This is a genomic window from Tistrella sp. (genome assembly GCF_002684955.1).
Taxonomy (GTDB): Bacteria; Pseudomonadota; Alphaproteobacteria; order Tistrellales; family Tistrellaceae; genus Tistrella; species Tistrella mobilis.
This window is the reverse complement of sequence record NZ_NYWI01000029.1, coordinates 51,778-64,293: the sequence shown is the minus strand read 5'-3', so window position 1 is coordinate 64,293 and position 12,516 is coordinate 51,778. Positions and strand designations below refer to the sequence as shown.

The 12,516-nt window shown below is 70.4% G+C and carries 9 protein-coding genes and 1 riboswitch; of the genes, 6 read left to right on the top strand and 3 right to left on the bottom strand.

Going from position 1 to position 12,516, the window contains the following annotated elements; all coding sequences use genetic code 11:
- Positions 1-33: 33 nt before the first annotated feature.
- A complete protein-coding gene (locus CMO28_RS07320; protein WP_296711805.1) occupies positions 34-903 on the bottom strand; it encodes a LysR substrate-binding domain-containing protein in 870 nt (289 codons plus the stop codon).
- 115 nt (positions 904-1,018) lie between these two features.
- Here CMO28_RS07320 and CMO28_RS07315 point away from each other — a divergent pair, with 115 nt between their 5' ends.
- Positions 1,019-1,420 (top strand): rhodanese-like domain-containing protein, encoded by a 402-nt coding sequence (locus tag CMO28_RS07315; protein ID WP_062761001.1) that lies wholly within the window; start codon positions 1,019-1,021, stop codon positions 1,418-1,420.
- Between the two features lie 22 nt (positions 1,421-1,442).
- Here CMO28_RS07315 and hrpB read toward each other — a convergent pair whose 3' ends face one another.
- Positions 1,443-4,019 carry an ATP-dependent helicase HrpB gene (hrpB, locus tag CMO28_RS07310; RefSeq protein ID WP_296711797.1) on the bottom strand — a complete coding sequence of 859 codons (2,577 nt, stop codon included), beginning with the start codon at positions 4,017-4,019 and terminating at the stop codon, positions 1,443-1,445.
- Between the two features lie 8 nt (positions 4,020-4,027).
- A complete protein-coding gene (locus tag CMO28_RS07305; protein ID WP_296711796.1) occupies positions 4,028-4,762 on the bottom strand; it encodes an SIMPL domain-containing protein in 735 nt (244 codons plus the stop codon).
- A 321-nt stretch (positions 4,763-5,083) separates the two neighbouring features.
- On the opposite strand from CMO28_RS07305, the gene CMO28_RS07300 reads away from it, so the two are divergent.
- The 5 genes from CMO28_RS07300 to CMO28_RS07280 all read left to right on the top strand — a co-directional run bounded on the left by CMO28_RS07300 (position 5,084) and on the right by CMO28_RS07280 (position 12,405).
- Positions 5,084-5,674 (top strand): PRC-barrel domain-containing protein, encoded by a 591-nt coding sequence (locus CMO28_RS07300; RefSeq protein ID WP_296711793.1) that lies wholly within the window; start codon positions 5,084-5,086, stop codon positions 5,672-5,674.
- A gap of 186 nt (positions 5,675-5,860) precedes the next feature.
- Positions 5,861-6,083, top strand: a riboswitch (cobalamin riboswitch).
- Between the two features lie 104 nt (positions 6,084-6,187).
- Positions 6,188-8,083 (top strand): TonB-dependent receptor plug domain-containing protein, encoded by a 1,896-nt coding sequence (locus tag CMO28_RS07295; protein ID WP_296711790.1) that lies wholly within the window; start codon positions 6,188-6,190, stop codon positions 8,081-8,083.
- Positions 8,084-8,101: 18 nt separating this feature from the next.
- A complete protein-coding gene (locus CMO28_RS07290) occupies positions 8,102-9,574 on the top strand; it encodes a cobyric acid synthase (RefSeq protein ID WP_296711787.1) in 1,473 nt (490 codons plus the stop codon).
- Positions 9,571-10,644 (top strand): threonine-phosphate decarboxylase CobD, encoded by a 1,074-nt coding sequence (cobD, locus tag CMO28_RS07285; RefSeq protein WP_296711783.1) that lies wholly within the window; start codon positions 9,571-9,573, stop codon positions 10,642-10,644. Before CMO28_RS07290 ends, cobD begins: the two co-directional genes overlap by 4 nt.
- 84 nt (positions 10,645-10,728) lie before the next feature.
- Positions 10,729-12,405, top strand: a complete 1,677-nt coding sequence (locus CMO28_RS07280; RefSeq protein WP_296711780.1) for a glycosyl hydrolase family 17 protein — start codon at positions 10,729-10,731, stop codon at positions 12,403-12,405.
- Positions 12,406-12,516: the final 111 nt, after the last annotated feature.

Here is a 12,516-nt window from a genome sequence, read left to right as displayed (position 1 = left end):
GGGCCTTCCGGAAAGCTGAAGGCGCCTGGCCGCTCAGGCGGCGCTGCGCGTCATTTCCGCCCGCAACCAGTCGCGCACCACCCGCACCGGCGGTGCCGGCCGGCTGCCGGTCAGCAGATGAATGCCGCGCGAACTCGCCACCCGATGATCCAGCGGCGCCACCAGCCGCCCGTTCTCGATCCAGGGCCGCACCAGGTGATCCAGCGCAATGGCCACACCCAGCCCATGGGCCGCCGCTTCATACAGCATCTGCAGGTTGTCGAAGCCCCGCACCGGCGGCAACAGGGCGGGGTCGATGCCGACCGCCCGCGCCCATTCGGGCCAGAATTCCGGGCGGTGGGCGGGGCCCAGCAACGGCAGATGCAGCAGATCCTGCGGCTGCCCCAAAGGCAGATCGGGGCTCGCCACCACCACCAGATGCAGCGGCATCGACGCCACCCGCATCACCCGCGGCCAGCCGCCCTCCCCCAGGCGAAGCGCCAGATCGGCGATACCGGCGCCGGGCTCGACGCAGTCGGCCGAGCCGTGCAGATCAAGCCGGATGCCCGGATGGGCCACCTGAAAGCCCGGCAGCCGCGGCAGCAGCCAGGTCATCGCAAGGGTCGGGATCAGGCTGATCCTGACCGCCCGGCGATCGGCCTGACGCGCCCGCTCGGTCGCCTGGCGCAGGGCATCGAGCGCCGGCAGCAGCTCGGCGGCATAGGCGGCCCCCCGGGCGGTCGGCACCACGCCGCGCGGCAGCCGCTCCAGCAGCGGCGCGCCCAGATGCTCTTCCAGGATCCGGATCCGCCGGCTGAGTGCGGGCAGCGACAGCCCCAGCGCCTCGGCGGCCGCGGTCAGGCTCCGCAGCTCCACGGCGGCGGCAAAGGCCTCGATCGATCGGAAGGGCGGCAGGGGTTTCATCGGCGGCATCCGGATGCAGGATCCCCGGACCTTAGCACCGCCCATCGGTTTATCGAAGCCCGGCCGGGCATGGACGGGCTATGCTGCGGGCACGGAAACACCAGGAGATCCCCCGATGGCGCTGAAGAAGACCGTGAAGCAGATGGTGGACGAGGCGACCGCCCGCATCCGCACCATCCCGATCGACGAGGCCAAAACCCTGCTCGACGACCCGGACACCCTGTTCGTCGACATCCGCGACGTCCGCGAGCTGGAGCGCGAGGGCATGATCCCCGGCGCCTTCCACGCCCCGCGCGGCATGCTGGAATTCTGGGTCGACCCCGAAAGCCCCTATCACAAGCCGGTCTTCGCCTCGGGCAAGAGCTTCGTGCTCTATTGCGGCGGCGCCTGGCGTTCGGCGCTGGCCGCCGACACCCTGCAGCAGATGGGGCTTGAACCCGTCGCCCATCTGGAAGGCGGCTTCGGCGGCTGGAAGGCCGCGGGCGCGCCGGTGGTGCCCCGGCCGGCCAAGGGCTGATCCGTCCCGGGGCGCGCGCGGCTCAGCTGCCGCGCGGCTTGGCCCGATGGGTCGCGACCGCACCGGTCGGATCCTCGGGCCAGGGATGTTTGGGATAGCGGCCGCGCAGCTCCGACCTCACCTGGGCGTAGCTGCCGGTCCAGAAGCCGGCGAGGTCGGCGGTCACCTGGACCGGCCGGCCCGCCGGCGACAGCAGGTGGACCAGCAGCGCCACCCGGCCGTCGGCGACCCGCGGGCCTTCGGCCGCGCCGAACATCTCCTGCAGCTTCACCGCCAGGACCGGCGGGTCGCTCGCATAGTCCACCGCATGGCTGCGGCCCGACGGCACGGTCACCCGCTCGGGCGCCGCCTGATCCAGCCGGCTGCGCTGGCGCCAGTCCAGCAGCCTGAGCAGCGCGCCCTTGAGGTCGATCCGGGCAAGATCGTCCAGCCGCCGCACCCGCCCCAGATCCGGCCCCAGCCAGTCGTCGAGCCTGGCCAGCAGGCCGTCATCCGACACATCCGGCCAGCCGGCCCCGGGCCCGTCGATCCGCGCCAGGAAGGCGATACGGGCCCTCAGCGCCTTCGCCGCCTCGCTCCAGTCCAGCCGGTCGAGGCCCAGCCCGCGCACCCCTTCGGCCACCGCCGCGGCATGATGCTCGGGCGCAAGCTTCGCCAGCGGCTTCGCATCGATGACCAGCTGGCCCAACCGCCGTTCGCGCACCGCCACCAGGCCGCCGGATCGCTGGTCGAATTCCACCCGGTCCACCGTGCGGATCTCGTCGGCAAAGCTCTCCACGATCTCAGCCGGGGTGATCCGGGCGGCAAGAAAGGCGCGAACGTCGCCCCCACCCTGTGTGCCGCCACCAGTCGTCGCGACCGCAAGCCAGTCCTCTGCGGCCAGCGGGTCGAGCGGATCAAGCGCACCCCCGCCGCCACCCATCAGCCGGAACACCGCGTCGCGCCCGCGCGCCTGCGCCAGCCGTTCAGGATAGGCCAGCGCCACGAGTTGGCCGAGCGAGGGCGGCTCCGCCCCATCCGGCGCCTCCGGCTTCGGCAGTCGCCGTTCCAGCGCCCGAGCGCCGTCACGCAGCCGGGCGAGCGTGCCGCGATCGACCACCGCCCCATCGGCACCGCCCATGGGGTCGCGGCCCTCCGCCACCAGGGTCAAGCGCCGGGCAAGATCGGCATCGGCGCGGGCGCGCTTGAACGGGTCGCGTTCCGCCAGGATCTGGGCCAGGCGCGCCGCCTCTCGCCCGGCCCCCCGCCTGGCCCCCTCGATCGCCAGATGGGCAAGCCGCGGATGCAGGCCCAGCTCGGCCATCGCCCGGCCATGGCCGGTCACGCGGCCGGCCGCGTCGAGCGCGCCCAGGCGGCCGAGCAGTTCCCGCGCCTGGCCCCAGGCCGCCGGCGTCGGATGATCGGCAAAAGCCAGGGCATGGGTGTCGTCCACGCCCCAGACCGCCAGTTCCAGCGCCAGCGGCGCCGGATCATCAACGGTGATCTGCGGGGCGGCGAACCCCGCCAGGGCACGGGTCTCCGCCTCGGGCCAGAGCCTGAGGCATATGCCTTCGGCGACACGGCCGGCACGGCCACGGCGCTGCTCGGCCTCGGCACGCGACACGCGCATCGTCTCCAGCCGGCTCATGCCGGTCGAAGGGTCGAAACGCGGCCGGCGGGCGAAGCCGCCATCGATCACCACGCGCACGCCCTCAATCGTCAGGCTGGTCTCGGCGATGGCGGTGGCCAGAACGACCTTGCGCCGGCCGGGCAGCGAGGGGCGGATGGCACGGTCCTGCGCCTCTGCCGTCAGCTCCCCCGCCAGCGGCAGGATGTCGACCGCAGGCCCGCCGCCACCGGCCAGCAGCTCGGCGGTGCGTGCAATCTCTCCGGCACCCGGCAGAAAGGCCAGGATGTCGCCCGGCTCCGCCGCCAGCATCCGCCGCACTGCGCCCGCCATGGCCGGGGCCAGGTCGCGCAACTCCGGCCGGCGATCGTCATGGATCACCGTCACCGGGAACATCCGGCCCTCGGCCCGCAGCCGTTCGGCCCCACCGATCAGCGCCGCCACCCGTTCGGCATCCAGGGTCGCCGACATGGCGATCAGCCGCAGATCGGGGCGCAGGGCCTGTTTCGCCTCCAGCGCCAGCGCCAGGCCCAGATCGCCATCCAGGCTGCGTTCGTGAATTTCGTCGAAAATCACCGCCGCCACGCCCTGAAGCTCAGGATCGCCCTGGATGCGGCGGGTGAAGATGCCCTCGGTCACCACCTCGATCCGGGTCCGGGGGCCGACCTTCTGGTCCAGCCGGACCCGGTAGCCCACCGTCTCCCCCACCGCCTCGCCCAGTATCGCGGCCATGCGTGCCGCCGAAGCGCGTGCCGCCAGCCGGCGCGGCTCCAGCATCAGGATGCGCCCCTCTGCCGCCCAGGGGGCATCCAGCAGCAGCAGCGGCACCGCGGTGGTCTTGCCGGCACCCGGCGGCGCCTCGATCACCAGATCGCGGCCCTGATGGAGAGCCTCGCGGATCGGGCGGGCAAGCTCCGCCACGGGCAGCGACCGGATCGCACGGGCGATCCGGTCGGGCAATGCGGGATCAGGCAGGGGGGCGTCCGACGTCAAGGCGGGGTTCAGTCTTCCAGGAAGAAGTCGATGGTCGTCACCACCCGCACGGTCTTGGTCACCTGGCGGTTCTCGGGCATGTTCGGGATATCGGTCGCCGGCAGAATCTGGAACAGCCCCTGAGAGGCATTGCGGATCGCGCCGACATGGCTGCCGCTGTCGGTTGCGAACTGGGCGGCACCGTCGCGGGCATTGGCGGTCGCCTCGGCGATCATCCCGGGCTTCAGATCGTTGAGCTTCGTGAAGATATAGGACGGGCCGCTGCCCCAGGCGCCCATGTCGTTGGACAGCACCACCCCGGCCTCGACCAGATCGCCCACCTTCTGCGATGCGGCCTCCACCTTGTCGACATCGGTGGTCCGCACCGACACCGTCTGCGCCACGATATAGCGCACCTCGACCGGGCCCGAGCGATAGAGCTGCGCGTTCTGGTCGGTCACCTCCAGGCTCAGCATCTCGATCGTCTCGGCCGGCAGGCCGGCATCGGTGAAGAAACGCTTCACCGTCTCGGTATCGCGCTTCAGCTGGCCCAGCACCTCGTTCAGATCGTTGCCGGAGGCGACATAGCGCAGCGACCAGACTGCCAGGTCGGCCTTCACCTCGCGCTCGGCCAGGCCCTTCACCTGGACGGTGCGGTTGCCGAGCCGCGCCTCGACCACACCCTGGCCGACCAGCCAGCCGCCGGCGGCAATGCCCACCGCGATCACCGCGGCACCGGCCAGTCCCAGAACGTCCATACGCATCGGCAGATCTCCTGCGCAGAAATTCGGCCCCGCGGGGGTTGCGGGCAGCCGTCGTCCCTCCTGCGCCGGAGCCTGCGACGCGCCGCGGCCGGCGTCAAGCACGGCCGCGACACCATGCCGACACGGGGGAGGCCCGATCCGGCCCTTCTGACATCGCCCGCTCACAGCCGGGGGGGCTTCATCATCTTCTACCAGTATTCGAAGACCAAACCTCACATGATTATGCCACAGCGCAGCACTTAACAATTTTCGCTCAAGTTCCCAGATCATTGAGGAAGGCAAGAGAACTTGCCGGATCGCCGAACACAGGAGTAATTGACCATGTTCAAGTCCATGCGCGGCACGACCTCGGCTCTTGCGATCATCGTCGGTCTGGGTGCCGCCCCCCTCGCGGCCGGCAGCGCACTGGCACAGGCCGCCTCGCCGGGTGCTGCCCCCACGGAACAGCAGGCCCCGGCCGGCAGCGGGATGGGTGCAGGTGCCGGCAGCACGGCAGCCCCGTCGGGCGCCATGCCCGCGACCCCGCCGGCTGGCGGTGCCGACACCGCCGAGGCCGAGGATCCGCAGCCGGCCGATACCCTGCTGTCGAACGACACCGTGGTCCGGACCCCCGACGGTGAGGAAGTCGCCTCCCTTCAGGGCGTGATCTTCGGTACCGACGGTCAGATCACCCATGCGGTGCTCGCCTATGGCGGCGTGCTGGGCTTCGGCGCCAAGGAAGTGATGGTGCCCTGGGATCAGCTTAAGGCCGAGCCGGCCGAACAGGCCCTGGTCGCCTCGGTGACGCCCGAGCAGCTGGAGCAGATGCCGGCCTTCAAGTCACAGGAAGCCGTGAAGAGCGACGCTGATGCCGCCACCGGCGCCCAGCCGATGAGCACCCCCGCCCCCACCACCGCCCCGTCGGGCGGCTGATCCGGGCCGACCATGAACGACGACCATGACTGACTGACGACGGTCTTCCCCTGGACCACCGACCTTCCCCTGGACCACCGACGTTCTCCTCCCGAACGTCTCCCTGCCTGATCACTTCGGGCGCCATCCTCCCCCCGCGAGGATGGCGCCCTTCTTTCGTGCCGCTTGCCCCAGGGCATCCCGGTCTTTATGGTGCGGGGCGACGGTTCCGTGCCGCCTTTCCTCGGAAAGGCGGCCGGCGAAGAGGGAACGCGGTGCGGCGCCAGGGCGCCCAGGCCGCGGCTGTACCCGCAACTGTAGGCGGTGAGCCCACCCCCATGACAGCCACTGGCGGTAACAGGCCGGGAAGGCCGGGGGCCCGGGCCTGGACCCGCGAGCCAGGAGACCTGCCGTCGCACCCCCGCGTATCGCGCGGTCGCCGGGCGGGCATGACCGGCGGCAGGGAGACCCGGACACGCGCCGGCCATCCCGTTCGCGTCGGTGCGCCAGCCATCGCGGGACCATAACAGACCCATGACCGCCGCCGTCCGCCTGTTTCTGCTCGGCACCGCCCTTGCCGCCACCACCGGTGCCGTCCCGGCATTCGCCGATGACGAAAAAACCCGTCAAACCCTGACACCTCTGGTGGTGACCGCCACCCGCACGGCCGTCGATCCCGCCACCGTCGGCAGCTCGGTGACGGTGATCGACGGCGACGACCTGCGCCGAGCCGGCACCGTCTTCGTGGTCGATGCGCTGCGCCGGGCGCCGGGCGTATCGTTCAGCCGCACCGGCGGCCCCGGGGCCGCCACCAATCTCAGGCTGCGCGGCACCGATGACAGCCAGACCAAGATCCTGATCGACGGCGTCGAGGTGAACGATCCCGCCAGCGCCAGCGGGGCTTTCGATCTCGGCCGCCTGCTTGCCGACGACGTCGACCGGATCGAGGTGCTGCGCGGCCCGCAGAGCGCGCTTTACGGCGCCGATGCCATGGGCGGCGTGGTTAACATCGTCACCCGCCGGGGTCTGCGCAATGGCGGCACCGGGGTGGAGGGCGACGCCTCGGCAGAATACGGCGCCTATCGCAGCCGTCGGCATTCCGCGGCGCTGCGCGGTGCCGGCGAGCGCTGGGACGGCGCCGTCTCGATCGTCGATTTCCGCACCCAAGGCTTCTCGCGCCTGGAAGGCGGGCGGGAGGATGACGGTTTCACCGGCACCCAGATCGGCCTCAGCGGCGGGCTGACCCTGAGTGATCAATTCGCGATCGAAGCCACCGGCACGGCCGCCCGCACCTCGGCCGATTTCGACCCCTCGCGCAAGCCCGAGGCGCCGGGCGAGAACGAGGCCGACAGCCTGAGCGGCCGGGTGACCGCCATCGCCACCCTGTTCGACGGCCGGGTTGAAAACCGTACCACCCTCTCGGGCTCGCGGCTCGACCGCAGTTCGAAGGACCCGACCTCCAGCTTTTCGGTCCGCACCGATTTCGACGGCCGGCGGACCGGGATCGAGAACCAGACCGACATCACCGTCGACGGTCACGACGACGTGGCCACCGTCGGCCTCTCGCGCGAGCACGAGGCCGCCTCGATCGGTGATGCGAAGGCCCCCGGCGATCCGGTGATCAACACGCTTTCGGCCAATGCCGATACCACCGCGATCTTCGGCCAGTACCGGGCCGGGCTCTGGGACCAGCTCTATCTGACCGCCGGTGTCCGCCGCGACGATCATTCGGCCTTCGGCGCCCACACCACCTGGCGCTTCACTGGTGCCTGGATCGTGCCCGGCACCGGCACCACGCTGCGCGGCAGCTGGGGCACCGGCTCCAAGGCGCCGTCGCTCTACCAGCTCTATCACCCGACCTATGGCGATGCGGATCTGGAGGTGGAGAAAAGCCGGGGCTGGGATATCGGCATCGAACAGCGCCTCGTCGACGACGCGCTGACCCTGGGGCTCACCTGGTTCCGCAACGACATCCGCAACATGCTGAGCTTCGATTCCGCCGCCAGCCGCTACCGCAACACCGCCCGCGCCCGCACCGAGGGGCTGGAAGCGACGGCAAAGGCGGTGCCGGCCGACTGGCTGACGCTTCAGGCGGCCTATACCTATCTCGAGACGACGGATCTGGAGACCGGCACGGCCCTGCCGCGCCGTCCGCGCCACACCCTGTTCGCCGCCGCCGATGTCTATCCGCTGGACGGCACCCGGATCGGCATCGAGGCGTCCCATGTCGGCGCGCAGGTCAATTCCGCCAGCCGGCCGACCAAGATCCGCCGCTATACCATCATGGGAATCAATGGCGACCACCGCCTGACCGACGCCGTCACCGCCTATGCCCGGCTCGACAACGTCTTCGACGTGGACTATCAGGAAGTGGACGGCTACGCCACCCCTGGTCGAAGCCTCTATCTCGGCCTGCGGGTCGCCTTCTGACATTGGGAGACGCCGCCGATGGCAAGCTGCCTGATGGTGATGGGCACGGGATCCGACGTCGGCAAATCGCTGCTGGTGGCGGGGCTTGCCCGCATCGCGGTGCGCCGCGGGCTGAAGGTGCTGCCGTTCAAGCCGCAGAACATGTCGAACAATGCCGCCGTCACCGCCGATGGCGGCGAAATCGGCCGCGCCCAGGCACTGCAGGCCCGTGCCGCCGGCGTGCCGCTTTCGGTCGACATGAACCCGGTCTTGCTGAAGCCGCAGACCGATATCGGCGCGCAGGTGGTGGTGCAGGGCCGCATGGCCGGTACGGCGCGCGCCGCCGAATATCGCGGCTGGCGGGACCGGCTGATGCCGAAGGTGCTGGAGAGCTTCGCCCGCCTCGCCGCCCGATCCGATCTGGTGCTGATCGAAGGGGCGGGCTCGGTCTCGGAGGTCAATCTGCGCGCCGGCGACATCGCCAATATGGGCTTCGCGACCCGCGTTGGGGCGCCGGTGGTGCTGGTGGGCGACATCGATCGCGGCGGGGTGATCGCCCAGATGGTCGGCAGCCATGCGCTTCTGCCGGAAGATGAGCTGTCGCTGATCAAGGGCTTCATCATCAACCGGTTTCGCGGCGATGTCCGCCTGTTCGACGGCGGCCTGACTGAAATCGAGACCCGCACCGGCTGGAAGAGTTTCGGGGTGGTGCCCTGGCTGCCCGCCGCGGCGCGGCTGCCGGCCGAAGATGCGGTGGCGCTGGACACGCCGCGCGATCCGGGGCCCGGGGGCCTGAAGATCGCCGTGCCGATGTTCGCCCGCATCGCCAATTTCGACGATCTGGATCCGCTGAAGCTGGAACCGCAGGTGGCGCTGACCATGGTGCCGCCCGGCCAGCCCCTGCCGGTGGCCGATCTGATCGTGCTGCCCGGCAGCAAGGCGACGATCGCCGATCTCGCCTTCTTCCGCGCCCAGGGCTGGGATGTCGATCTTGCCGCCCATGTCCGCCGCGGTGGCCGGGTGATCGGCATCTGCGGCGGCTATCAGATGCTGGGCCGGGTGATCGAGGATCCGGACGGCATCGAGGGGCCGGCCGGCGCCGTGCCGGGCCTCGGCCTGCTCGACGTCGAAACCCGACTCGGCGGCGACAAGGCGCTGATCGAAACCACCGGCACCGAAATCACCACAGGCGCGGCCGTGCGCGGCTATGAAATGCATGTCGGTGTCACCACCGGCCCCGGCACGGCGCGGCCGATGCTGCGTCTGGCCGACGGCCGCCCCGACGGCGCCACCGGCCATGACGGCCGGGTCGCCGGCTGCTATCTCCACGGTCTGTTCGGCGCCGACGGCTACCGCGCCGCCCTGATCGAGGCGTTGACCGGCCGGCGCCCGGTACCGGTCGATTACGAAGCCTCGGTCGAGGCCGCCCTCGATGCCCTCGCCGACCATCTGGAAGCAGCACTCGACATCGAGGCCCTGTTCGCGGCCGCAGCCCGGCCGGTGCTGCCATGACCGCCGCACACCGCGATCACGGCGGCCGGCTTGCAGCCATGGCCGCCAGCCATCCGGCGGCGCCCAGGCCCTGGATCGATCTCAGCACCGGCATCAACCGCGACCCCTATCCCTTTGATCCAAGAGATATCCCGGCCGATGCCTGGACGCGGCTGCCAGATGGCGACCTGATCGGCCCCTGCCTTGATGCCGCCGCCCGCTTCTACCGCGCCCCCGGCCCCGACCATCTCTGTGCCGGGCCGGGATCGCAGGCGCTGATCCAGGCCCTGCCTTTTGCCGTGCCCCGGGGTCGGGTCGCCGTGCTCGGCCCCACCTATAACGAGCACGGGCCTGCCTGGGAACGCGCCGGCCATGCCGTCACGGTCGAAACCGACCCCGACCGGCTGACGGCGCCCGGGATCGACACCGTGCTGATCGTCAACCCCAACAATCCCGACGGCCGGCTGACCGGCCGCGACGAGCTGCGCCGGCTGGCACGGCTGATGGCCGATCGCGGCGGCCGGCTGGTGGTCGACGAGGCCTTTGCCGAGATCACGCCCGACACCTCGGTCGCCGATCTGGCCGGGCCCGGGCTGGTGGTGCTGCGGTCTTTCGGAAAATTCTTTGGTCTTGCGGGCTTGCGGCTGGGTATTGCGATCGCGGATCCGGCAACCACCCTGCGCATGACCGATCATCTTGGCCCTTGGGCCGTCTCGGGCCCGGCACTTGCGGTGGCGGCACGGGCCTATGACGATACGGCCTGGATCACTGAGACCCGGACCCGTCTGGCCGCCGGGGCCGACCGGCTCTCGCGCCTGCTTCATCGCAGAGGACTTGCCCCTGTCGGCCAGACCGATCTTTTCGTGACCGTCGATGCCGGCAGCCGGGCCCGTGCTGCGCAAATCCTGGAGCGGCTGGCCGCCCGTCATGGCATCCTGATCCGCGACTGGCCGGGCCCCGTCACCATTCCGGCCCAGGCCGGCTGGCTGCGCTTCGGCATCCCGGCCGAAGACAACGCCGGCGGACGTCCCGGCGAATGGGCGCGGCTCGAAGGCGGGCTCGCCGATGCCGCGTCACACACGGAAGGCTGACAAGACACCCGGTTTCGGCTAACGATGTCCGGTCGGGGCGTATGGTCGGTCCTGCTCCCCGCCCTTTAGGAGAACTGCCGAGCGATGTCGTCGCGCCTGATCGGACTGGTCGCCTTTGTCGTCACCGCCGCGATCGCCTGGGGCTTCTGGTCATGGGCGAATGCGCCCGTGGAGCTGCCGGACGTTCCCAACGCCCACGTCGCCTGCCCCTCCTATGCCCCGTTCCGGGGCCGCCAGACGCCCCATAACGAAAGCTTCGTGGCCCCGCCCGAGCAGATCGCCGAGGATATGGCGATCCTGAAATCGGTCACCGACTGCGTGCGCCTCTATTCCGCCCGCCAGGGGCTGGAAGAGGTGTCGGTGCAGGCCGCCCAGCTCGGCATGAGCGTGCTTCAGGGCATCTGGATCGGCGCCAACCCTCAGAACAACCAGATGGAGATCGATGCGGCGCTGGACGTCGTCGCGCGCAATCCGCAGGCGGTCAAGGCGGTCATCGTCGGCAACGAGGTGCTGCTGCGCCGGGAACAGTCACCGGAAAATCTCCGCAAGCTGATCCGCGAGGTGAAGTCGCGCACCGACAAGCCGGTGACCTATGCCGATGTCTGGGAATTCTGGATGAAAAACCGCGACCTCGCCGACGAGGTCGATTTCGTCACCGTCCACATTCTGCCCTATTGGGAAGACGAACCCGTCTCCATCGATGATGCCATGGCGCATCTCAGCCGGATCATCGACGAGGTCAAAGCCGCTTTCCCGAACAAGCCGATCATGATCGGCGAGACCGGCTGGCCGAGCGAAGGCCGTACCCGCGGCCCCGCCGTGCCGAGCCTGGTCAATCAGGCGAGCTTTGTCCGCGACTTCATCCCCCTCGCCCGCAAGCTGGGCGTCGACTACAACCTGATCGAGGCCTTCGATCAGCCCTGGAAGCGGGTGCAGGAAGGCACGGTCGGCGGCCATTGGGGGCTGGTCGACGAATATCGTGAGCAGAAATTCCCGCTGACCGGCCCGGTGGTCGAGATGCCCAACTGGCACTGGCTGGCAGCCGGCGGCATCCTGGTCGCCGGCCTGCTGATGATCGCCGCCGGCCGGCGCATCCCCGATCACGAAATCGACGAGCATCTGGGCCGCGAAATCGCGGGCTGGGTATCGGCCGTCACCGCCGCCCAGCTGGCCGGCGCCACGCTGCTGCTCTCGATCGATCATCTGTCGCTGGTCAATCGCGGCCCGGTGGAATGGGCGATCGGCATCGGCCTCTGGCTGGTCTCGGCGGTCACCGCCGTGGTGCTGGCGCGCCGCTGGGCCGGGCCGGCCGAAGCCCGGATCCAGCCGGCCCCGGTGATCGAGGTGCTGCGCGCGCTGCGCCGCCCGCTCGGCATCGACTGGCTGGGCGCGGGCGACGGCCCCCGCGGGCTGCGCCTCGGCCTGCTCAAGGGTCTTGCGGCGGTGGCCGTCGCCATCGCCATGATCGGTCTCGCCCTCGATCCGCGCTATCGGGACTTCCCGATCGTCACCTTCCTGATCCCGGCGATCGGCTGGGCGGTGGATGCGCTGATGCCGGTGGCCGGCCGCGCGCGCACACCGCGGCTGCGGCTGAAGATCGAAGAGGCGCTGCTGGCGCTGATGATCGGCGGCGGCGCGCTTGCGATCGCCATCGGCGAAGGGCCCGAGAATGGCGAGGCGCATCTCTGGGCGTTGATCGGCCTGGTTTTTGCCGCGGCGGTTGCCGTGGCGCCGCGCCGCAGCCAGTCCGACAGCGTCTGAACCGCACCCGCCGGGCGGGAAACAGTCATCAACCCGTCGCACTTCGCGCTTTCGCCCACCGCGCCTTTTGACGCATCATCGGTCCGGATGGCAGGGGGGCCATCCGCCGGG

Excerpts from the sequence above, each read along its gene's own strand:
- CMO28_RS07295 (WP_296711790.1), top strand. The coding sequence starts at position 6,188 with ATGACCGCCGCCGTCCGCCTGTTTCTGCTCGGCACCGCCCTTGCCGCC.
- CMO28_RS07320 (WP_296711805.1), bottom strand. The coding sequence starts at position 903 with ATGAAACCCCTGCCGCCCTTCCGATCGATCGAGGCCTTTGCCGCCGCC.
- CMO28_RS07290 (WP_296711787.1), top strand. The coding sequence starts at position 8,102 with ATGGCAAGCTGCCTGATGGTGATGGGCACGGGATCCGACGTCGGCAAA.
- CMO28_RS07305 (WP_296711796.1), bottom strand. The coding sequence starts at position 4,762 with ATGCGTATGGACGTTCTGGGACTGGCCGGTGCCGCGGTGATCGCGGTG.
- CMO28_RS07315 (WP_062761001.1), top strand. The coding sequence starts at position 1,019 with ATGGCGCTGAAGAAGACCGTGAAGCAGATGGTGGACGAGGCGACCGCC.
- CMO28_RS07300 (WP_296711793.1), top strand. The coding sequence starts at position 5,084 with ATGTTCAAGTCCATGCGCGGCACGACCTCGGCTCTTGCGATCATCGTC.
- cobD (WP_296711783.1), top strand. The coding sequence starts at position 9,571 with ATGACCGCCGCACACCGCGATCACGGCGGCCGGCTTGCAGCCATGGCC.
- CMO28_RS07280 (WP_296711780.1), top strand. The coding sequence starts at position 10,729 with ATGTCGTCGCGCCTGATCGGACTGGTCGCCTTTGTCGTCACCGCCGCG.